The sequence below is a fragment of the Nitrosomonas sp. Is37 genome (assembly GCF_033063275.1).
In the GTDB taxonomy this organism is placed as follows: domain Bacteria; phylum Pseudomonadota; class Gammaproteobacteria; order Burkholderiales; family Nitrosomonadaceae; genus Nitrosomonas.
On the sequence record NZ_JAWJYP010000003.1, the window covers coordinates 98220 to 121322 of the forward strand.

The 23103-nt window shown below is 42.6% G+C and carries 20 protein-coding genes and 1 pseudogene; 6 read left to right on the forward strand and 15 right to left on the reverse strand.

Features of this window, described 5'->3' with window-relative positions; translation table 11 throughout:
• Window positions 1–187 precede the first annotated feature (187 nt).
• On the reverse strand, window positions 188–928 hold the full coding sequence (locus tag R2Q26_RS02465; protein ID WP_317534864.1) for a pteridine reductase: 741 nt from the start codon (window positions 926–928) through the stop codon (window positions 188–190).
• Window positions 929–1014: 86 nt separating this feature from the next.
• On the opposite strand from R2Q26_RS02465, the gene R2Q26_RS02470 reads away from it, so the two are divergent.
• Window positions 1015–2199 carry a class I SAM-dependent methyltransferase gene (locus R2Q26_RS02470; RefSeq protein WP_317534823.1) on the forward strand — a complete coding sequence of 395 codons (1185 nt, stop codon included), beginning with the start codon at window positions 1015–1017 and terminating at the stop codon, window positions 2197–2199.
• 6 nt (window positions 2200–2205) lie between these two features.
• On the opposite strand, the gene R2Q26_RS02475 is transcribed toward R2Q26_RS02470, so the two are convergent.
• The 6 genes and pseudogenes from R2Q26_RS02475 to R2Q26_RS02505 form a co-directional block, all read right to left on the reverse strand.
• Window positions 2206–2403 (reverse strand): hypothetical protein, encoded by a 198-nt coding sequence (locus tag R2Q26_RS02475; protein ID WP_317534824.1) that lies wholly within the window; start codon window positions 2401–2403, stop codon window positions 2206–2208.
• A gap of 43 nt (window positions 2404–2446) precedes the next feature.
• Entirely contained in the window at window positions 2447–3166 is a 720-nt protein-coding gene (locus tag R2Q26_RS02480; RefSeq protein WP_317534825.1) for a phosphorylase, read from the reverse strand.
• Window positions 3163–5151, reverse strand: a complete 1989-nt coding sequence (gene shc, locus R2Q26_RS02485; RefSeq protein WP_317534826.1) for a squalene--hopene cyclase — start codon at window positions 5149–5151, stop codon at window positions 3163–3165. The genes R2Q26_RS02480 and shc overlap by 4 nt, the downstream gene beginning before the upstream one ends.
• A gap of 151 nt (window positions 5152–5302) precedes the next feature.
• Window positions 5303–6091, reverse strand: coding sequence for a VacJ family lipoprotein (locus tag R2Q26_RS02490; RefSeq protein WP_317534827.1), 789 nt, complete (start codon window positions 6089–6091; stop codon window positions 5303–5305).
• A gap of 101 nt (window positions 6092–6192) precedes the next feature.
• Window positions 6193–7178: pseudogene (locus R2Q26_RS02495) on the reverse strand (NAD-dependent epimerase/dehydratase family protein); the annotation flags it as partial.
• Window positions 7179–7347: 169 nt separating this feature from the next.
• Window positions 7348–7956 carry a MotA/TolQ/ExbB proton channel family protein gene (locus R2Q26_RS02505; RefSeq protein ID WP_090567202.1) on the reverse strand — a complete coding sequence of 203 codons (609 nt, stop codon included), beginning with the start codon at window positions 7954–7956 and terminating at the stop codon, window positions 7348–7350.
• A gap of 404 nt (window positions 7957–8360) precedes the next feature.
• On the opposite strand from R2Q26_RS02505, the gene xseA reads away from it, so the two are divergent.
• From xseA to R2Q26_RS02525, 4 genes are all read left to right on the forward strand, one after another.
• Window positions 8361–9704 carry an exodeoxyribonuclease VII large subunit gene (gene xseA, locus R2Q26_RS02510; protein ID WP_317534830.1) on the forward strand — a complete coding sequence of 448 codons (1344 nt, stop codon included), beginning with the start codon at window positions 8361–8363 and terminating at the stop codon, window positions 9702–9704.
• 113 nt (window positions 9705–9817) lie between these two features.
• Window positions 9818–10195 carry a DUF423 domain-containing protein gene (locus tag R2Q26_RS02515; RefSeq protein ID WP_317534831.1) on the forward strand — a complete coding sequence of 126 codons (378 nt, stop codon included), beginning with the start codon at window positions 9818–9820 and terminating at the stop codon, window positions 10193–10195.
• A 29-nt stretch (window positions 10196–10224) separates the two neighbouring features.
• Entirely contained in the window at window positions 10225–11415 is a 1191-nt protein-coding gene (locus tag R2Q26_RS02520) for a class I SAM-dependent RNA methyltransferase (protein ID WP_317534832.1), read from the forward strand.
• A gap of 80 nt (window positions 11416–11495) precedes the next feature.
• Window positions 11496–11972 (forward strand): disulfide bond formation protein B, encoded by a 477-nt coding sequence (locus R2Q26_RS02525; protein ID WP_317534833.1) that lies wholly within the window; start codon window positions 11496–11498, stop codon window positions 11970–11972.
• 113 nt (window positions 11973–12085) lie between these two features.
• Here R2Q26_RS02525 and xerD read toward each other — a convergent pair whose 3' ends face one another.
• From xerD to htpG, 3 genes are all read right to left on the reverse strand, one after another.
• Window positions 12086–12997, reverse strand: coding sequence for a site-specific tyrosine recombinase XerD (xerD, locus tag R2Q26_RS02530; protein WP_090567217.1), 912 nt, complete (start codon window positions 12995–12997; stop codon window positions 12086–12088).
• Window positions 12994–13461: a methylated-DNA--[protein]-cysteine S-methyltransferase gene (locus R2Q26_RS02535; protein ID WP_090567329.1), complete on the reverse strand. Its 468-nt coding sequence runs from the start codon at window positions 13459–13461 to the stop codon at window positions 12994–12996. Before R2Q26_RS02535 ends, xerD begins: the two co-directional genes overlap by 4 nt.
• Before the next feature lie 124 nt (window positions 13462–13585).
• A complete protein-coding gene (gene htpG, locus R2Q26_RS02540) occupies window positions 13586–15508 on the reverse strand; it encodes a molecular chaperone HtpG (protein ID WP_317534834.1) in 1923 nt (640 codons plus the stop codon).
• A gap of 243 nt (window positions 15509–15751) precedes the next feature.
• Here htpG and R2Q26_RS02545 point away from each other — a divergent pair, with 243 nt between their 5' ends.
• Window positions 15752–16771, forward strand: a complete 1020-nt coding sequence (locus R2Q26_RS02545; protein ID WP_317534835.1) for a PQQ-dependent sugar dehydrogenase — start codon at window positions 15752–15754, stop codon at window positions 16769–16771.
• 242 nt (window positions 16772–17013) lie between these two features.
• Here R2Q26_RS02545 and nuoN read toward each other — a convergent pair whose 3' ends face one another.
• The 5 genes from nuoN to R2Q26_RS02570 all read right to left on the reverse strand — a co-directional run bounded on the left by nuoN (window position 17014) and on the right by R2Q26_RS02570 (window position 23088).
• Window positions 17014–18453: an NADH-quinone oxidoreductase subunit NuoN gene (nuoN, locus tag R2Q26_RS02550; RefSeq protein WP_317534836.1), complete on the reverse strand. Its 1440-nt coding sequence runs from the start codon at window positions 18451–18453 to the stop codon at window positions 17014–17016.
• Between the two features lie 50 nt (window positions 18454–18503).
• On the reverse strand, window positions 18504–19988 hold the full coding sequence (locus R2Q26_RS02555; RefSeq protein ID WP_317534837.1) for an NADH-quinone oxidoreductase subunit M: 1485 nt from the start codon (window positions 19986–19988) through the stop codon (window positions 18504–18506).
• Window positions 19989–20090: 102 nt separating this feature from the next.
• Window positions 20091–22037, reverse strand: a complete 1947-nt coding sequence (nuoL, locus tag R2Q26_RS02560; protein ID WP_317534838.1) for an NADH-quinone oxidoreductase subunit L — start codon at window positions 22035–22037, stop codon at window positions 20091–20093.
• 72 nt (window positions 22038–22109) lie between these two features.
• On the reverse strand, window positions 22110–22415 hold the full coding sequence (nuoK, locus tag R2Q26_RS02565) for an NADH-quinone oxidoreductase subunit NuoK (protein WP_090567235.1): 306 nt from the start codon (window positions 22413–22415) through the stop codon (window positions 22110–22112).
• Window positions 22416–22482: 67 nt separating this feature from the next.
• The gene (locus R2Q26_RS02570) at window positions 22483–23088 is read right to left on the reverse strand and encodes an NADH-quinone oxidoreductase subunit J (protein WP_317534839.1); all 606 of its coding nucleotides are present in this window, start codon (window positions 23086–23088) and stop codon (window positions 22483–22485) included.
• Between the last annotated feature and the right edge of the window lie 15 nt (window positions 23089–23103).

Here is a 23103-nt window from a genome sequence, read left to right on the forward strand (position 1 = left end):
TGATACCAATTCTAAATCAAAAATGGCTTTGTCAGTTCCACCTCATTCTTAGTTTGAGAATGGGATTATCAGTATCTTATTCCATTTCTAAATCAAACCTGACTTTGTCGGCTTCTCCTTGCCGTATTATTTATACTGCCTGTGGCTCGCTCTTGCGTCATGTTTGATTTGGAAAGGGAATAAGTCATTACAAATTGATACTGCGTCCGCCATCCACTACAATGATCTGACCGGTAATAAACGGTGCATCCGCAATCAGGAAATACACTGCTTTGGCAATATCCTCGGGCTCTCCCATACGCTTGAGCAGCGTCCTGTCTATGATCTCTTTGCGTAACGATTGATCAATCCATTCTTCATGCTCTGGCCACATAATAGGACCGGGCGCTACGCCATTGACACGAATAAATGGAGCCAGCTCCAAGGCGAGCGATCGAGTAAGCGCAGCCAATCCACCCTTGGCTGCGTTATAAATCACATAGTTTTTTAAAGGATGTTCCACATGGATATCCACGATATTAACAATGCAACCGTGCTGCTTTTCCAAATAAGGTACCGCTGCTTGGGATAAAAACAAGGGCGCTTTAAGATTGCTACCGATCAAATCTACCCAAGCTTGTTCAGTCAGCTGACCAATCGGTGTAGGAAAGAAACTGGAAGCATTGTTCACCAATGCATCCAGTTTACCAAACCGCCGCACAGTTTCCTCAACCAAACCTGGAATTCGCTCCATCTCTAGTAGATCGGCCTGAACCAACTCAACCGAGTCTGGGCGCATTTGTTCGAGAGTTTGTCGTAACATTTGTGCATCATTCTGTGAAGAGCGGTAATGTACCATCAGATTCGCACCCTGAGCATGCAATTTGCGACAAATGGCCGCTCCCACCCGTTTCGCCCCGCCTGTAACCAGAATCACTTTATTTTTCAAAGTCATTCACTATTCCCCTTTCACATGCGCAACATCATTTATAATCTTTTTTTATAATCTACCATAAACAATACCGTTCCACCCACATGCCTCCCATTACTTTACCTTCCCCCAGCGAAATCGCACTTCAACATAGTGAAGCGTTACAAAACACTATTCAGACAAGAATTAATACCGCAGGTGGCTGGATTTCATTTGCCGATTTTATGGAAGCTGCGCTCTACACGCCTGGTATGGGCTACTACAGTGCTGGCGCCACTAAATTTGGTTATGCCGGCGATTTTGTCACGGCACCAGAAATCTCTTCATTATTTGGTAAAACTATCGCGCGGCAGGCTGCGCAGGCATTTGAATTGGTTGGTTACAGCGATATTCTGGAGTTTGGCGCAGGCTCCGGCAAGCTGGCGCTTGATCTGCTGCTTGAACTGGAGCAATTGAACCATTTACCAAGACAATACTTTATCTTGGAAGTTAGCGCTGATTTACAGCAGCGGCAGCGCGAATTATTCGAAAAATATGTGCCGCATCTTGTTTCATCCGTTCAATGGCTTACCAGCCTGCCATACGAATTTGACGGACTTATGCTGGCCAATGAAGTGCTCGATGCTATGCCAGTTCATTTGGTGGTATGGCAAGATCATCATCTCTACGAACGCGGTGTTACCTGGAATCAGCAGGCTTTTGAATGGCAGGAGCGTCCTTTGATTGCCGGAGAGCTGTTTGAAATTACCCAGGAATTACCACCATTTAAAGATGCAATGAATCACGATTCCTTCCGCTACCTCAGTGAAATCAGTTTAGCTAATCGACATTTCATGCGCAGTCTGGCGCAGATACTGCACCGAGGAGTGATTCTGCTGATTGATTATGGCTTTGGACAAAGCGAGTATTATCATCCGCAGCGCAGCCAGGGCACACTGATGTGTCATTATCGTCACCATGTTCACGATGATCCCTTTTATTTGCCAGGATTGCAGGATATCACCAGTCACGTTGATTTTAGCGCGATCACCGAGGTTGCAATGGATAGCGGTCTGCAGCTACTTGGCTATACCACCCAAGCACACTTCTTGATCAATTGCGGTATTACTGAGATCCTTTCTCAAACACCAGCTGACATTCCTCACCAATACTTGCCATTAGCCAATCAATTGCAAAGATTAGTCAGTCCAGCTGAAATGGGTGAATTATTCAAGGTGATCGCTTATGGCAGAGGAATTAATCAACCACTAATGGGATTTATCCACGGGGACAAAAGCCGGTTATTGTGAAAGAAATCAACCCAAAAACCGCCGTTGGACGGAGTGGAGCGTGCGGTGATCCAGGTGCGAGGCAAGGCGCGATGAGGCCGCAGGGTCACCCCCTGCAACGAAGAGCAACGCCGCATTCGCGCCTGGAGCGATATACGATGCACCTCGTAGCGGCCTCACCGTTCTGGTGAATGAGAAAATCTCGAAAATGCTTCTATATGTCATGAGCTTAACTCACCAATCAAGCGGTCAATGGCGGTTTTTAGGTTCAATATTGAGGTGAAAATGTGCCACCCAGTTCGATATCCGCATGTTTTACCACCGATAGCAGCGTAGCGCAGGCCGCACGCATACTCGGCGCAAGACGCAGCAAGGTACTCACATTGACGGATCGGCGCAAAATCAATGTCAGCAAGTGGGGAACGTTCACACTGCCATCAGGATAGACTGCATCCATTAAGGTGGGTGGAGGGGAAAACTCGAGAGGATCGGTAATAGCACGTACCGCTACAAAGGGTATACCCGCATTGGCTGCGATCTCGGCGATGGCCCCGCTTTCCATATCGACCGCACAGGCACCATTTTTTGCAGAAAATTCCCGTTTCTCGGCTTCCGAAGTCAACACCTGCTGACTGGTAGCCAAGGTACCTCCCGCGACTTTCACGTGCTTAGGCAGATGCTGCATGATGCGGGCACGCCATTCTAAGGTAACGGGGTGAGAATATTCCGCATGGATACATTCGGGAAGAACTAGATCACCAGGACGTAAAGTTTCATCCAATGCACCCGCCACGCCAAAGCTCATGAGGGCTGATACCCCTCGGTCGCGCAATCCAGCTGCAGCTTGCCGGGCAGCTTCGCTCCCCATACCACATACCCAGATTGCCGTTCCTTCTCTGAGATGGACCATTTCGTTGAAAGGCAGTCGGCGTGGGGTGATGCATTTTGCTTCCGCGCGCATTGCCGTGACAATGCCTACCAGGCTCACGAAGGATTTCTCCCAGTCAGCGCACGATATCGTATCAACGCCCACAAGGGGAAATATTTTGAATAACCATGATATTTCAAATAAAACACGCGAGGAAAGCCTGGTGCCGTAAACCATGGCTCGTACCATAATCCATCAGTACTCTGCGTCTTGATCAAATATTTAATCCCTTTCTCAACTGCATGGTTGTGTACTTCTCCAGCAGCCATCAGACCAAGTAATGCCCAAGCAGTCTGAAACGAGGTACCCTGCTCTAATTGTCCGGCGCGCTGCGGATCGAAATATGTATCATTGGTTTCGCCCCAGCCACCATCATCACGCTGAACAGATTTTAACCACTGAACCGCACTGCGAATAGCCGAATGCTCCTTATCAACATTTGCTAGCCGCATGGCTTCCAACACCGACCAGGTACCATAAATGTAATTGCTTCCCCATCGACCAAACCAAGCGCCACTGGTTTCTTGCTCGCTAAATAAATAGGCTAGACCACGTTCCACTACTTGCTTATATCGCTGATCGCCATGCATCGCCAGAAAACCGGTACAACGAGCGGTCACGTCACTAGAGGGCGGATCAAGTAACGCACCGTGATCTGCAAAAGGAACCTCATTCAGATAATAATAAGCATTATCAATGTCAAAGGCGGCAAAGCCACCATTACTTGATTGCATGCCTGCAAGCCAGTCTGCTGCCCGCCTCACATTCTCTTGATAGTCAACGGAGCCAGCTTGATGCAACGCCCAAGCAACCGCTGCAGTATCATCCAGATCCGGGTAATGTGGATTGGCATACTGAAATGCCCAGCCACCGCCTGGCAAATCTGGCCGACTCTCACGCCAATCCCCAGGAGCATCAAGTATTTGATTAGGAATAAGCCAATCAAGGGCTTGTCGAATAGGTCGCTGATCAGCTTCTCGATCCTCTTGTAAGGCAAGACAGGTCAAAACGGTATCCCAAACCGGGGAGGTGCAAGGTTGGCACCATGCACGTTCACCTTCATCAACCAGCAAACCCTGAAGCGCTAAACGGCATTGCTGGCGATAGGGATGATCGTCAGCATAACCAAGTAACGCCAGTGCCTCATAAGCATTGACCATGGCAGGGAAAATTGCACCTAAACCACATTCTCCGTTGAGTCGCTCGATCACCCATTGCTCTGCACGACGTAATCCCCTTTTCCGTACAAAGGATGGAATCAGAGGTTCAAGTTTTGCGCCAAAGCGTTCCATATACAAAAAAAATCGATTAAGCGGGGTACGGATTGGGAAATAGTCTCGTTCCTCTTCGGGAGGTACCGTAAATAATTCACGGACATGAATGTTCCTGGGATTAGCTGCCTTAGCTTTCAAAGTACAGAGAATTGAAAGTGGAATCATGACAGTACGCGACCAGTATGCCACTTTTCTGAGATGGAAAAAAAACCAGCGCGGGAACAAAATAATCTCAACAGGAACAAACGGAACACCCCGCCAGGGTATCTGACCATACATGGCAAACAATAATCGGGTAAACACATTGGCACGTGCTGCCCCGCCATGTGCCAGAATGGTAGAGCGGGCGCGCACCATATGTGGCGCATCGAGAGAATCTCCAACAAGCTTCAATGCATAATAAGCCTTGACGCTACAGCTTTGATCAAATGCACTGCCATAATAAAGCCCCCAACCTCCATGCACCATATCTTGTTGTTCACGAATAAAGCGAGCCAGTTTGTTTTCCAGGACAATATCTACTTCATCCATGAAATGCATCATGAGGATGTATTCGGCAGGAATCGTGCAATCTGCCTCTAAAGGAAAACACCAATGACCATCTTTCTTTTGCGAGTCAATTAATGCGTTGCGTGCTGAAGAGATTGCGTTACTCAGCTTTGTCGTATTAACTTGGTCTATAGTTGAATTGCTTGATTTCAACCATTGACCCATCAGGGCTGTCTTTTTTATGTTTATAAAGTCAAAGATTTGTTGTGACATTCTAGACATAAATATTAAAACCTCTATTCAACATATTGAAATATAGTTATTTTTAAAGATCTCTTTTTTGTTCAACTTAAATACAAAATTCTGATATCCAGTTGGGTTATATCACAACAAAAAAGAATCGCTACAAAAACAAATCACTCCAGAAACTGATCTATTTAGCAACATCATTCCCCTCTTTCTCATCATCCACCTCTTCTATGTCTATATAAAGATGATTATAACGATCGGTGGGAGGGTTACCATCATAAATCAGGAATTCACGCTGCTGTGTATAAGCTTCGCGTACAAACAAGTAAGGATCCAAAGCCGATTGATCACGAATTTTCATTGGCCCTGAAAGTCTTGCGCGTTTGTCTACAGCTCTTAAAAATAGAATGGGGATTATCGCAGGTCCACTGATTACATAACTCGCGTAAAACAAAGCATCAGTAAAGATACTCACCGGCAAATCCATGATATCTCGACTACTACTTGGTCCATGAATGGGAACAAATAGATAAGAACCGCTATTTAGCCCCCATACAGCCAATGTTTGCCCAAAATCCTCGTCATTTTCCTTAAAACCCATATGGCCTGCCATATCAGCGAGTCCAAATATACCGATGGTCGAATTGATCACGAAACGCATGCTGTCCTCGAACCCCTGGCGTACTTTCCCCTGCAGAAAAGCATTCAATGCTACATTTGGATAAGCAAGGTTTCGATAAAAATTCCCAATAGGACGCTGTATTGCATTAGGAACATGCTCTATATAAACATCTGCCACTGGCTCCAAAATCTTTCGGTCAATCACATCCGTAAACCAATAAGATTTACGATTAATGGATTCATAAGGATCAGCTACCTCCATCTCATTTTGATTTTTGGGTGTAGAAGTGCACCCTGTACAGAAAATGACCAGGATAGACAACAAGATAACAGCTAAATGACTTTGTCTCATATCCAGAACCAGCTTTTTATCCTGCCAAAGTGATTGGTTAGGACATAGCCATTAAAATACTTGGCAGAATGGACTAAACAGAAATCAATAAACATGATGCATCACATATTTTTGTGTAGTGGTAGAGTACGCGTCACGTACCCTTCTTTAACCAACCATTCAATTTGATCAATCAGGGCCTGACGTATTGAGCTTTGCTGAAAACCCAATTCTTGCACAGCTTTATTACTCTCGAAAAACATGGAACGAGCTGCGAGCCTGACACCCGTCAGTGGTGCCCTGGGAGGTTTATGAGTAATATAGTCAGCTGTCAATTTAGAAAATGCTTCCACAATTAGAGTCAGCCAGTGAGGAATGCGAAATTTTGGCATAGCCAATCCAGTAATATCTTGAATCAACAGCAATAAATCACCCAAAGTCAGATTCTCATTGCCCAGAATGTAACGCTCCCCTGGACGGCCATACTGAGCTGCCAGAATATGTCCTTTGGCTACATCCCGCACATCAACCAGATTAAATCTACAATCAAGATAGGCAGGTATTTTACAATTTAAAAAATACAGAATCATACGCGTGGGAGGCGTAATCCTTCGATCTCCAGGTCCTATAGGTAATGTCGGAGAAACAATCACTACTGACAATCCATTCCTTGCAGCGTTGAATGCTGTTTGTTCCGCAAGAAATTTTGAACGACAATAAGGTCTTGGCATTTCATTCAGTTCTCGCCTGACCGAGGAATCAATAGGGTGATCTCCTTGTTGCTTACCAGTTAATATTGACTCAGTAGAAGTATATACCACAACGTCCAGATCCGCTCGTGCCGCCTCTGACAATACTTTACACGTCCCTTCATAATTCACACCTTGAATACGCGTTTGTCTTGCACCCATAAATCCGAATTTCCCGCCAAGTGATAGAGACGTTGCACACCTTTTAAGGCATGACGTACCGTATCAACATCAGTCACAGAACCTCGTATTACTTCCACGTCACTCGATAGAGAGATATCTTCAAGCTCTAATACTTTTACTGTCTCACCTTGTTCCAGCAGCTGCCTTACTAGATGTGCCCCAATAAAGCTCCCTCCCCCAGTAATGAGGGAGCAACCCCAATTTAACAAAACAATCCCTTTAAATCATACATTAGACAGGAAAGCACAACTTATAAACAGAAACAGTAAGATGTTGTGGCAAAAGGTACCCCAAAAAAGCTCGACCAAATTCAGCTTATGTCACATCTTACTATATTTATCTTGTTTAAATTTGGCGCTCTCCGTGGACAACTTCAACCAGTTTTAAAGCTTGCAATTCCATTTCCATGACCAGTGCATCTACTTTGGCACGAAAATGCCGGTAGAAAATCATGCTGGGTATCGCCACAAGTATGCCAAAGGCAGCATTATACAATGCTACCGATATACCATGGGCAAGTTGTGCCGGATTACTACCTGTAGGCGCATTGGAACCAAAAATTTCGATCATACCAATCAGTGTGCCGAATAACCCCATTAACGGACTCAAGGAAGCAATAGTTCCTAATGTAGTAAGATAACGATCAAGTTCATGCGCCACTCCACGTCCAGCTTCTTCGATAGACTCTTTCATAATTTCTCGTGAACTGTCAACATTCCTGAGCCCTGCTACAAAAATGCGTCCCAATGGTGAATTGTTCTCTAAGCGTGACAACATCTCGGCGTTTATTCCCGTTCTACGATACTCCTGTAATACTCTTGACAACAAATCTCTTGGAGCGACCTTGCTCAGACGAAGACTCCATAAACGCTCGCCGATAATGGCAATTGCAACAATAGAAGCAAAGATGATTGGCCATATCGGCCAACCGGCAGCTTGAATAATTGAAATCACGCGTTAATCCCCCAGATAGTGGCATTTAATATATTTTGTAATTACAAAATATTTTGTTCAATAAATCAGATAGATTGTGAAGAATACTTAAGTATTGAACGACTAGTTCGATGTGCCCACTACAGTAAAAATAAAGATTAGAAAGCAAATCAGGCCGTAATGTATCGTGACAATATATTTTCAGCAAGAATATATAAATATTTTTTTATTTATAATTTTTGTGGATAAGTTTATGTATATGAATATAATGAATAAATAATTTTATTAAAATATTATTTTTTTAATTTTTTATTTCAATAAAAACATTTAACAACAATATGTTACTTTAACATACTATTTTCTTAAAGATATTTTATTCATTAAACAATAATTAAGAAAAATATGGATTATTGTAAAATGATTAAATGAACTTTTCTTTTCAGCCTATTGGCTTTCAATCAGTATTAAGTGTCACCGAATTAAACCGGAGCGCAAGGGAAATACTAGAACATACCCTGCCGCTCCTATGGGTAAGTGGTGAAATTTCCAATCTTAAGCAATACCATTCTGGTCACTGGTACTTTTCTCTTAAGGATGCCAACGCTCAAGTACGCTGCGTGATGTTTCATCATAAAAATCAGTATCTGAACTGGCAACCTAAAGAAGGTATGCAAGTCGAGGTTCACGCTTTGGCAACACTTTATGAAGCGCGGGGTGAATTCCAACTAACCGTTGAAAACATTCGCCGCGCGGGGCTAGGATTACTCTATGAAGCGTTTGAACGACTCAAAGCTAAATTGGAACAAGCAGGACTATTCAACCCAGCTCACAAAAAAACACTGCCTACTTTCCCCAGGCAAGTCGGCATCATCACCTCACTCAATACTGCTGCATTACATGATGTGTTAACCACATTGCAGCGTCGAATGCCTGCATTACCCGTAATTATTTATCCTGCTCCGGTGCAGGGAGAAGGTGCCGCCGCTAAAATAGCCGCAGCAATCCACTTAGCCATGAAGCGGATGGAATGTGATGTGTTGATCCTCTGCCGTGGAGGCGGGTCAATTGAAGATCTGTGGGCATTCAATGAGGAAATTGTCGCACAAGCTATTTATGTTTGTTCTATTCCCATTGTAACGGGTATTGGCCATGAAACTGACTTTACTATTGCTGATTTTGTCGCAGATGTGCGCGCACCTACCCCTACAGGCGCCGCACAAATCATCTCTCCAAATGCTCAAGAGATATCCAATCACCTCCGTCATTTAAATCATCGCATGCAGCATGGAATACAACGTGGCATTGAGCGCCGCATGCAAATGATTGATTTGCTGACGCACCGTCTGCAACACCCTGGCGATCGTATTTTCAATCAAGTAAAACATCTTCAGCACTTGCGGGAAAGACTTTTAAATGCCTGCTTAAGGAATATGGAAGCATTCCGCTGGAAGCTAAATGAGTTTAATCGGCGGATGTATACCAGCGCACCCAATATTCCTATTCTGCTCAAGCAGCAATATGATATAGCGCTCCAGCTACGTCGCGCTGGTAAGCATAGAATCGAAATTTTAGAAAATAATCTTCAGCGCCAACAAGCGAACCTCGCTCATCTCAATCCGCAAGCAGTATTAGCGCGTGGTTATAGCATTACATATACAGCTGATGGGTATATCGTGCATGACTGGAAACAAATTCATTCGATCGATGATATCCGGATCACTTTTGCTAAAGGATGGGCTCAAGCCAGAGTAACTGAAACAGGAAAATAGGTGTTGATAGACAATTTAGTAATAGTTGATGCAGACTGTGGCAGTGCTATCTCACTGATAAAGATTTGCCTAATTTTTATTTATTTACAAATTTAAAAGGAATTTAACTAATAATGCCCAGAATCTTTCTTACACTTGGTTCGATCAATGCATTTTTATGCGTTCTTCTCGGTGCTTTAGGCTCACATGGCTTGAAACATACACTTACTACCGATATGCTCACTATCTTTCAAACCAGCGTGCAATATCATTTCTATCATGCGCTAGGGCTTATCTTAGTTGGATTAGTGTTGTTACTCAATTTGCCACAATCGCGACTATTGAAGTTATCAGGCTGGTTGATGTTTACTGGTATCGTGTTATTTTCAGGTACGCTTTACATCATAAGTGTCACCGGAATACGTGGGCTGGGCATAGTCGCGCCATTCGGAGGTCTTTCTTACATGAGTGCCTGGCTGTTGTTTGCCTATGCGGTATGGACAGGAAAATAAAAAGCAGCGTCAACTAATTAATTTACCACATGAAATTTCAGCATTTCTTTGCACCCTGCCCTCGCGGTCTTGAATCTGTGCTCGTCAGTGAGCTGGCACAACTCGGTGCTGCAGCTATTCAAACGTTACACGGTGGTGTTGCGTTCCAAGGCGATTGGCGCATCTGTTATCGTGCTAACCTGGAAAGCCGTGTTGCTAGTCGCATCCTATGGCAAATTGCCAGTCAACCCTACCATAATGAAGCTGATATTTATAACATCACTCATGCGCTACCGTGGCATAAATGGTTTGGCCCGGAACTGTCTATACGGGTTAATTTGGCCGCAATAAAATGCCCACTGCGCAGCCTGGATTTCGTCACGCTAAAAATCAAGGATGCCGTTTGTGACAAATTTCGGGATGTTTGCGGTCAGCGCCCGAATGTCGATACCGTCAACCCTGCCATCCGTATTCATGGTTTTCTTGATGGACAGACGTTTACCCTCTATCTTGATACCTCAGGCGAGGCGCTGTTTAAACGTGGCTTAAGGAAGAACGCTGGAGAAGCGCCCTTACGTGAAAATTTAGCAGCAGGCATTTTATATCTTACTGGCTGGCAACCCGGTATTCCGCTACTTGATCCGATGTGTGGCAGTGGTACATTCTTAATGGAAGCAGCCCAGATGGCTTGTTGCATTGCCCCTGGTTCAGGACGGCATTTTGCATTTGAGAAATTTAAACTACTGGATGCTGTATTATGGGAACAACTCAAACGATCAGCTCAGGCTCAACAACTCCCTCTTACACCTCAGCTCATTTTTGGTAGTGATTTATACGGCTATGCACTCGCTCATGCTCGCAACAATCTGACTGCCGCTGGATTGATCGATGTCGTCAGCTTGAAACAGGCCAATGTGCTGGAAATAGCTGCCCCAGCCGCAAGTGGGATTATCGTGACCAATCCTCCTTATGGGGTACGTATCGGTGAGCAGCAAGCGCTTGCACAACTTTATCCCAAGCTAGGAGATGTGCTGAAAAAGAAATTCTCTGGTTGGAACGCTTATATTTTTACTGCCGATCCACTCTTGCCCAAATTAATACGACTGACTGCATCACGTCGTATCCCATTATTTAACGGTGCTTTGGAATGCCGTCTGCTCGAATATAAAATAATCAGTGGCAGTATGCGAAAGAAAACTAAAACCATTGACTGTCAGCAATCTGATACCACCATATCTTGAAATATTATTTTCATAAAATTACCTATCGCTTAAATATCCCCTAATTATTTTCAACTGAAATGCCTTAAAGAAACAAACCGATGCGAATTATCTTTTTACTGATTTTTCTGAGTTGCGCAGGCTTGATTGGCTATGCGCTCTATCTGCAATGGGTAGAAGGACTACTGCCATGCCCCCTTTGTGTAGCACAACGAATTGCTTATTGGTGCGTCGGGCTGACTGCACTATTTGCTTTCCTACATAATCCCCAGAAAATCGCGCGTAGGGTATATGGCAGTCTAATGCTCATCTTTGCTCTGCTTGGTGCCATCATTGCAGGTCGTCATGCCTGGCTGATACGCTATCCTGACTCCTTTGAGTGTGGCATCAGCCCAGAGGAGGCTTTTCTGAATGCATTACCCATCGCTGAGTGGTGGCCTAGTATGTTCGAAGCTAATGGCGACTGCGCAGATGTCAGCTGGCAGTTGCTATCTCTTACTATTCCAGATTGGTCGCTTGCAGCTTTTTTGCTGCTGACAAGTGCGACTATTTTTCTGTTGCTGACTAAAAGAAGTTGATTCGAGAACTAGATAAGACACAACAATCACAAAGTACAGAAGTTACCTAATGCGTGGTAATAATCCCTGTCTATTAAGCAATACACTGCACTCATTCGGTATTTAAGCACAGACTAACCTCGAGGATGATGTTTAGCATGCAGTTGCTTTAATCTTTCCCTGGCAACATGAGTATAAATCTGTGTAGTAGAAATATCTGCGTGCCCCAGTAATAGCTGAACAACTCGCAGATCAGCACCATGATTGAGAAGATGTGTTGCAAACGCATGGCGCAAAGTATGGGGTGATAGCGATTTAACAATACCGGCCTGCTGGGCATGACGCTTAATTAGATACCAGAAAGTTTGGCGTGTCATGGTATCACTGCGGGCAGTCACAAATAATTTGTCTGTCACTTTATTATTCAACAGAAATGGACGAGCCTTTTTGACATAATCGTTGACCCAGTAAAGTGCTTCTTCACCAAGAGGTACCAAGCGTTCCTTGCTGCCTTTCCCCATGACACGCACTATACCCATATCCGAGTTGACTTGAGCAACTCTAAGGCTCACGAGCTCAGATACACGTAGTCCTGTGGCATAAAGTACCTCCAGCATCGCACGGTCACGCAAGCCCAATGGCTGCGTGATATCTGGTGCACTGAGCAATGTTTCAACTTCTGCTTCAGTTAAGCTCTCAGGTAAAGAGCGTGGTAGTTTAGGACTCTCGATATTGAGAGAGGGATCAATTCTGATTTTCCCCTGGCGCAGCAAGAAACGATAAAATCGCTTCATACTTGATAATTCACGACTCGTCGTACTGGCTTTGGCCAGAGAAGAAACTCTGCTGGCTAGAAATGCCAACAAATCAGAATGGGTTGCTTCGATTAGCGATCGTGGATCTTGGCTTTGTTTAACTAACCATTCGCCTAATTGCCCCAAGTCACTGCGATAGCTTGCCAGCGTGTTAGGTGATAAACCATCTTCGAGCCACAGAGCATCGGAGAATTCATCTAATAACTTTGCATTTACATCAGATAAATTCATGCGCATTCATGGTTAAGGAGCCAGCGTTTGATATTAAGCGGCATACCATCGCTTGCGTGCATGAAGCCTCCCAGGCCACCGTTCTTGGCGATGACACGATGACAGGGCACAACGATGGGAAGACGATTTGCACCGCATGCTTGCCCAACTGCACGGGGTGCAGAATGTAATTGATGGGCGATATCGGCATAGCTACGCGTTGATCCACATGGGATTTGCCGAATGGCTTCCCATACTCGCTTTTGATGATGGGTACCCCCGATATGAAGTGACAGATCAAAAACAAATGCCGGATCATCCAGATAGGCTAGCAGTTGTCGGCAAACTTCTTCTGCCAACGGATTAGTTGGTGCGAGTGGAGGAATATCCAATGGTAGATAATCGATATCGGTCAACCAATCTTCTTCCGTACAGATACCCAATACAGCAAATGGTGTGACCAATCTTGCCTGATAATCCTTCATTAATCGGGATTCCAAGCCTGCCTTTGCCTCACTTATTCTTTCCTCCACTTCAAACTACACGCTTAAACCTTTGACGAACTAGCGGAGGGTAGCCAACAAAATCGCGCACCCCTCCATTTATTTATTATTTTCCGCTTAGCACATTTTGCAAAAGCAAATCATTGAGTCTTTTGACAAAAGATGCTGGATCCTCGAGTTGACCGCCTTCAGCGAGTAATGCCTGATCGAAAAGAATATTGCTCCAATCAGAAAATTTCGCTTCTTCGTATTTTAGGCGTTGCACCATCGGATGATGCGGATTAATTTCTAATATAGGTTTGGTATTGGGCACCTTCTGACCTGCAGATTTAAGCAGCCGTTCCAGATTGCCACTCATATCAAACGTATCTACCACCAAACAAGCGGGCGATTCGGTCAAACGGAATGTAACCCGTACATCCTTGATTCGCTCACCCAATACTTCTTTCATTTTCGAGGTAAGCTCCTTGTACTCGTCCGCTTCTTTTTCTTGTTCTTTTTTTTCTGCTTCGTCTTCTAATTTACCGAGATCAAGACTACCTTTGGCAACCGACTGAAGTGGTTTTCCAGCATGCTCAGGTAGATTGGCAACCAGCCATTCGTCCACACGCTCAGACAGCAGTAAAACCTCAATTCCTTTTTTGCGGAATATCTCTAGATGTGGACTGCTTCGAGCAGCTTTTAGACTATCAGCAGTCACGTAATAGATTTTTTCTTGTCCTTCTTTCATGCGAGCAACATAGTTATCAAGTGATACTATTTGCTCGTCAGTATCACTATTCGTTGAAACGAAGCGAAGTAATTTAGCGATACGCTCTCGACTGGTGTAATCTTCACCTACACCTTCCTTCAATACCTGGCCAAATTCTTTCCAGAAAGTCTTGAATTTCTCGTGATCTTCTTCATTATCGCTATTGGCAAAATCTTCGACCAACCCAAGAATTTTTTTCACTGACCCTGCTCTGATATTATCAATATCTTTTGACTCTTGCAGGATTTCACGCGAAACATTTAGCGGTAAATCATTAGAATCAATGACTCCACGTACAAAACGCAAGTAATTGGGTAGCAATTTTTCTGCGTCATCCATGATAAAAACGCGTTTAACATACAATTTGATACCATGTCGACGTTCGCGATCAAATAAATCAAATGGTGCGCGTGATGGGATATAAAGTAACTGTGTGTACTCCTGTTTGCCTTCTACCTTGGCATGAACATAAGCCAGCGGTGGTTCAAAATCGTGAGCTACATGTTTATAGAATTCTTCGTATTGCTCCTTTGTAATTTCACTTTTAGGACGTGCCCATAAAGCACTTGCTTGATTGATAGTTTCATCTTCATCGGTAATTTTATATTCATTATTTTCTTGTGACCATTCTTCCTTTTTCATCACAATAGGCAAGGTAATGTGATCAGAATATCTGCGAATGATCGATCGTATTCTTAAACCACTCAAAAGCTCATCTTCATTTTCTCGTAAATGCAAAATTATTTGAGTGCCACGATCTTTCTTCTCAACTGTCTCCAGCGTGTAATCTCCTTCGCCGGTAGATTCCCACTGCACACCATGTTCAGCCGTCAAACCAGCACGACGCGTAATAAGTGTCACTTTATCCGCTATGATAAACGCAGAATAAAATCCCACGCCAAACTGTCCGATCAAATGCGCATCTTTAGCTTGATCTCCAGTTAATGAATTGAAAAATTCGCGCGTTCCTGATTTAGCAATGGTACCGATGTTATCGATGACCTCCTGCCTGGACATGCCGATACCATTATCAGAAATAGTAACTGTGCGTGCTTCTTTATCATAACTAACACGAATTTTTAGATCAGAGTCAGACTCATACAAAGCAGCATCTGTTAATCCTTCGAAACGTAGCTTATCAGCTGCGTCTGACGCATTAGAAATCAACTCACGTAAAAATATTTCCTTATTGCTGTATAAGGAATGAATCATCAGCTTTAAAAGCTGTTTAGCCTCAGCCTGAAAACTCATATGTTCTTTGTTTATTGCAGCCTGCATAGTTTTCTCCTTAAAAAATGCGGTAACATTGTGGGGGTAAATTGATAAATTTCAAGTTGCTAATTAAAGCAACAAACAGAAATAATTGGCTTCTTAAGTTTTATTTATTAATCAGAAAATTTCTAATCAACACAACCACTACCCCACGAAACTCAAGTTATGAAATTATCGCTATTTTTATTACTTTTTATCCTTATTTTTTGCAATAGCATACAAGCTGTTGCAGAAGATACAAAGTTGCCCTTGGAAAAAATCAAATTACTACCTGGCTTTTCCATCAGCTTATGGGCGAAGGTACCTGACGCACGCGCTCTAGCAATAGGCGACAAAGGAACTGTATTTGTCGGATCGAAATCTGCGGGTAATGTTTATGCTATCACGGATCATCATGGTAAACGACAAGTTAGAATTATTGCTAGCAAGCTTAAACTACCTTCTGGTGTGGCATTTCATCAGGGAGCATTGTATGTTGCAGCAGTAGACCGTATTCTTCGTTATGATCAAATTGAAGAAAATCTTGAGCAGCCGCCTCAACCCATAGTTGTAACTAATAGCTTTCCCAAAGAGACGTTCCATGGATGGCGTTTTATAGCCTTTGGTCCTGACAATTTACTCTACGTCTCAGTAGGCGCCCCTTGTGATGCTTGTGAAGCAGATCAATCTCAATATGCACTCATCTCACGTATTATGCCTGATGGAAGTAACTATGAAATTTTTGCTCAAGGCGTGCGCAATTCTGTTGGATTCGACTGGCATCCTGAAACTAAAGAGCTATGGTTTACAGATATTGGAAGGCACTGGATGAGTGGCAAATTGCCACCTGATGAGCTTAATCATGCACCTAGTAAAGGTATGCATTTTGGTTTCCCCTACTGTCATGCTAATAATATTCTTGATATCAAATTCGGAGCAAAGCGTGGCTGTGAGCAATCAACTCCACCAGCTATTGGGTTGGAGGCGAATGTATCACCAATGGGAATGCGATTTTATACAGGAAACATGTTTCCAAATGAATTCAAAAACCAAATTATCATTGCTGAGCATGGCTCTGTAAATCAGCGAACACAAACTGGACATCAGTTGGAATGGATACACATCGATAACAACAAAATGCTCAAAAAAGAGGTATTTGCAACTGGTTGGTTAGAAAACGGGAGCACCTGGGGAAAACCAGTGGATGTACTCGTAATGCCGGATGGTGCTCTATTAGTTTCTGACGATCAAGCTGGTGCCATTTATCGCATTAGCTATAGCAAGCCATAAAATTTAAAATGCTCCGCTACATTTTTTGGCGGAGCATTTTTGGGTACCTTAAACTGTTTGTTTTCTTAGCCAATCCTTCGTTCTTTTCCCCAAAAAAGGGGATTTAATTTTGAAGAGATTAAAGCTTTGGGTGCTATAGCTACTTCAAACTGACTTTTTGCCACAGCAAAATATCTACACAGATTATAAAATGTTAAGTAATCAGCATTAAGATTGATAGTTACAAAGTTTTGGCTATGCATCTACTGCTGAATAGCATAAAGACTCAGCCCCATGAGTGTTTGAGGAAAAATACCCAGTATGATCACTGCTAAACCATTAATACTGATCAAAACCTTGATATCCAGTCCAGACAAAATGGGCATATCAGTTTCAGGGGCATCGAAATACATAAATTTAATAATACGTAAATAATAAAATGCACCAATCAATGAAAGCATCACAGCTACTACAGCCAGCCATATATAATCAACACCTAATACAGCTTGCAGAACAGCTAATTTTGCATAAAAACCAATCATCGGGGGAATACCCGCCATAGAAAGCATTAAGAACATCATGATCAACGCCAGCCAAGAATTACGCTGATTCAGCCCTTTGAGATCACTGATATTCTCAGACTCAAAGCCTTCTCGTGAAAGTATCATGATGATACCAAACGCACCTAGCGTCATTAATACATAAGCCACAACGTAGAATAATGATGAGCTATAGCCATTTTCTCCAGCAGCAATAAAGCCAAGCAACACAAAGCCCATATGCGATATAGTCGAATAGGCTAACATCCGTTTAATGTTGGTTTGCACGATAGCAACGAGGTTACCAATGACCATAGATGCCACCGCTAGAATGACTAACATACCCTGCCAGTCGGTTACCAACTCTCCTAATCCATCAACCAGCAATCTCATAACGAAAGCAAAACCCGCTAGATTGGGAGCGGAACCCACAAATAGTGTCACCGCTGTAGGTGCACCCTGATAAACATCTGGTGCCCACATATGAAAAGGAGCTGCGTAGAGCTTAAAGGCGATTCCTGCAACAATAAACACCAAGCCTATAATCAATACAGCATGATCAATCGAGCCTGATTGGATAATCTCTGCCAGTTTGGTAGTATGCAAGGTACCAGTTGCACCATAAACCATGGACATGCCATACAGTAAAAAACCTGAAGCAAGCGCACCTAATACAAAAAATTTCATGGCAGCTTCAGTGGCAGCCGTTGAATCTCGCTGCAAAGCTACCATTGCATAAAGAGAAAGTGAAAGCAGCTCCAATCCCAAATAGAGCGTCATGAAATGACTGGCCGAAATCATGACCATCATTCCAAGCGTCGCAAACAAGGCAAGGCTAAAAAATTCACCTTTAAACATGCCCCGCACGCCGATGTAGATGCGCGAGTAGATCAGTACTACAGCCACAGTGGCATAAACCATCAATTTGAGTATGTCTGACAATGCATCATCAACAAACATACCCGAAAAGGTATGATTACTATTTGAAGAAAAAGTAGTAAACGTGAGTACTGCGCAACCAATCAGCGCAAATTGTGCCAGAAAAAAAGCAAAATAACGTCTCTTTTCTCCCACAATCAGATCAACAAGCATAACTACGCATACCATTACCAGCAAAAATATCTCTGGATAAGCAGGAGTAAAATCAGGCGGTAGAAAATCCATTAATTGTCCTCAAATTCTGGGGAGTTAATCCAAATATGTTGTTAAAATTTTTATAATTTGCTAATTGTCATATGTTCCAGCAAGTTACCAATGGTAGCTTGCATTATCTCAGTTAACGGAAGCGGATATACCCCTAACCATAATACTGCTAATGCCAGAATTGCTAATAACATAAATTCACGTTTAGAAATGTCTTCTAATGCTTCTACATTTGCATTTGCCACAGCGCCAAATATGACACGTTTATACATCCATAATGTATAAGAGGCTCCTAGAATAAGTGTCATAGCAGCAAAAAACGCATACCAGAAATTGACCTCAATAGTACCCATAATTACCATGAATTCTCCTACGAAACCACTCGTACCAGGTAAACCTGAATTAGCCATGGCGAATAACATGAAGAAAGCAGCAAATATTGGCATTTTATTAATCACACCGCCATAATCGGCAATCTGACGTGAGTGTAATCTGTCATATAAAACACCTACGCACAAAAACATCGCACCGGAAATGAATCCATGCGAAATCATCTGTACCATGGCACCTTCTATTCCGAGATCATTCAATAGAAAAAAACCGAGTGTTACAAAACCCATATGAGATACCGAAGAATAAGCAATAAGCTTTTTCATATCTTGTTGCATCAATGCTACTAATCCAATATATACCACTGCAACCAACGACAACAGGATCATCAAATCAGCAAGATATAAGCTCGCATCAGGCGCAATTGGCAACGAAAATCGCAGAAAACCATAACCACCTAGCTTCAATAATATTGCAGCCAATACGACCGATCCACCGGTTGGTGCTTCAACATGCGCATCCGGTAACCAGGTATGTACCGGCCACATTGGCACTTTGACTGCAAATGCAAGTAAGAAGGCGACAAATATTAGTATTTGCGGTGTCATTGCGAGCGGTAACTGGTGATAATCCAGTATTGAGAAACTACCATCGGACACGTGATACAGGTAAATCAGGGCAATTAACATCAACAGTGAACCCAGCAATGTATATAGAAAGAATTTGATTGCTGCATATACTCTGTTGGGGCCACCCCAGACACCGATAATAATGAACATGGGAATCAGCGAGGCTTCCCAGAAAGTATAGAAAAGAACTGCATCCAATGAAGCGAATACGCCGTTGACTATCCCTGACATAATCAGGAAAGCACCTAGATACTGGGAAATACGTTCACGAATAACTTCCCATCCGGCTATTACAATTAAAGGCGTAATAAAGCAGTTCAGTAAAATCAGTGGCATAGAGATACCATCAATACCCACATGATAATGAACATTCAACCGCTCAAACCAAACATATTTCTCTACAAATTGCATCGTACTCAATGTAGGATCAAAGCGCATATAGAGCGGTAGCGCTACAATGAAGCCGATTATTGATCCTACGAGGGAGAGCCAGCGTGCTAATAAGGGATTACGATCACTGCCAATCGCCAAAACAATCAGGCCAAAGATAATAGGTAACCAGATAACTAAACTTAATAGTGGGAATCCAACCAACATGATTATTCCATTTCGTTTACATGTAAATGCGTTTTTGTTTTTTTAGAGCACCATGAAAACTACCATCTGGTACTTTGTATTCTTTTTTCACACTATTTCTTTTCAGAAATAGAAAAGCCACAAATTCATTAAAATGAAGACACCTACAATCATGGTAAATGCATAATGATAAATGTAGCCTGATTGAAAACGTCGTGTCACAGAAGCTGTCAAAGCAACTACACGTGCTGTTCCATTGACAAAGAAACCATCAATGATTTTGACATCACCGATCTTCCACAAAGCAGATCCTAGCGCGCGCGTCCCACCAGCAAATAGCCATGAATAAATCTCATCGATATAATATTTGCGATCGAGCAAAGTATAGATTGGACCTGATAATCTCTTGATTTTGGCAGGTAATTCAGTTTTATATAAATATAAAAACCAAGCAGTGAGGATTCCACCTAGTGAAAGCCAGAAAGGTGCGGTTGAGAACGCATGCAACATCATTCCTATGACACCTGTAAATTCTGCTTCTAATTTTGCAATCGCTCCATGTGCCGGAAGTATCTTAATAGCTCCTGCAAAATAATCACCGAATACCATTGTTCCTATCAGCCAGCCAGCAGCAACAGTTGGTATCGCCAATACTATGAGCGGTACTGTTACAACCCGTGGTGATTCATGCAAATGGTCCCGCGTATGGGCATCCATTCGCGTTTCACCATGAAATGTCATGAACATTAAGCGGAAAGTATAAAGTGCAGTAACAAATACTGTTGCAAGTACACAAAAATGAGCGAACTCAGCACCTGGAATATTTGCAAATTTCACTGCTTCGATAATCGCATCTTTAGAGAAAAATCCCGAAAAACCGGGTACACCTGCACTTGCTAGTGCAGCAATGAACATTGTCCAGTAAGTGATGGGCATGTACTTTTTTAATCCTCCCATCTGGCGCATATCTTGCTCATGGTGCATTGCTATAATCACTGAGCCTGCACCAAGAAACAGTACCGCCTTGAAGAAAGCGTGAGTCATGAGATGGAAAATAGCGATCGAATAAGCCGATGCGCCTAATGCAACAGTCATGTAACCAAGCTGCGATAATGTAGAAAAAGCAACTACGCGTTTAATGTCATTTTGTACCACGGCAACCAACGCCATAAATAAGGTAGTAATACCACCTATTACCAGGATTGTTGATAGCGCTGCTTCAGACAATTCAAATAAAGGTGACATCCGAGCAACCATAAAGATACCGGCGGTTACCATGGTAGCTGCATGTATCAAAGCGGATATCGGCGTAGGGCCTTCCATCGAATCAGGTAACCACACATGTAAAGGGAATTGAGCAGACTTTCCCATAGCACCAACAAATAACAAGAGACATATGACTGTCATCAACATCCAGGATTGTCCCGGTATGATTTCTATGGAATGCGCAGCCATATGATTTGCATGAGCGAATACGATTTCGTAATCAAGTGTTCCAAAATACATCAGGACTAAAGCAATACCCAGCAAAAAACCGAAATCACCCACCCGGTTAACCAGAAAGGCTTTCAAGTTGGCATATATCGCAGTGGGGCGCGTATACCAGAAACCAATAAGTAAATAGGAAACAAGCCCTACCGCTTCCCAGCCAAAGAAAAGCTGTAAGAAGTTATTAGACATCACCAACATCAGCATGGAAAAAGTAAACAGCGAAATATAACTAAAAAATCGCTGATACCCAGGGTCACCATGCATATAACCAATGGTGTAGATATGCACCATCAACGATACTAAAGTCACCACTACCATCATAGTAGCGGTAAGCAAATCAATTAAAAATCCAATCTCGAAATGAATTTCGCCCAATACCATCCATGTATACACACTACCGTTATATGTATTACCTTGGTAAACATCGACAAAAATAACTAAAGAGGCGATTAGAGATATGAAAACTAATAATATAGTCGTCCGATGACTCCAAATTGTGCCTATAAAACGACCGAATAGTCCTGCAATGATTGCACCCATGAGTGGTGCCAGCGGGACCAGTAAATAAAGTTTTTCCATCTATGTTATAAAATATTAATTGTCAGTTATCAAACAGTTTTGTACTCTGTGAAGAGGCAAATGCTCCCCTTCTTAGCCTTTCAGCTCATCAAGATCATCCACATTAATGGTACGCAAATTACGAAAAAGCACTACCAGTATTGCAAGCCCAATAGCCGCTTCCGCTGCTGCCACGGTAAGGATAAAAAAAACAAAAATCTGCCCTGCTGTATCTTGGAGAAAATGAGAGAAAGCAACAAAGTTTATATTGACTGCCAACAGCATTAATTCGATAGACATCAATAGAATAATCACATTTTTTCTATTGAGGAAAATACCAACCACGCCTATCGCAAACAATATTGCACCAAGTACGAGATAATGAGATAACGATATCAACTAACCACCTTTTAATCTGAATATATATGATAAATGGTTTTATTTTTTTATATCTGCGTTACAACTTTTATTCTTTATTTTCAGAAGGCATAGAAATTATTCGTAACCGATCTTCTCGTTTAACAGCAATTTGCTTTGAAGGATTTGGTGATTTTTTATCAGTACGATAACGTAAAGTAAGCGCAATCGCTGCCACCATTGCTACCAATAAAATAACTGCCGCCAATTCAAATGCATAAACATACTCGGTATATATCAAACGCCCTAATTCTTTGGTATTACTATAATCAGCCTGGTGCGGTTGGGGAATTGGCATATTATCCAGATTGAACTGCCTTCCCATCAAAACCATACCCATTTCAATAGCTAAAACTAACGATAGTAATGCGCCAAATGGAAACCATTTCCAAAAACCTTCACGTAAACGATCAAGATTAATATCCAGCATCATGACTACGAATAGGAATAAAACCATTACAGCGCCTACATAAACTAATACTAATGTAATCGCAAGAAACTCAGCTTCCAAAAGCAACCATATTCCAGCAGAAGTAAAAAAAGCGAGTACTAACAACAATGCAGCATATACTGGATTACGTAGGGTAATTACCCCTAGCGCAGACAACACTAATACTCCAGAAAAAAAATAAAATATAAGATCCTGAAAATTCATGAGTGTCTTAATTTG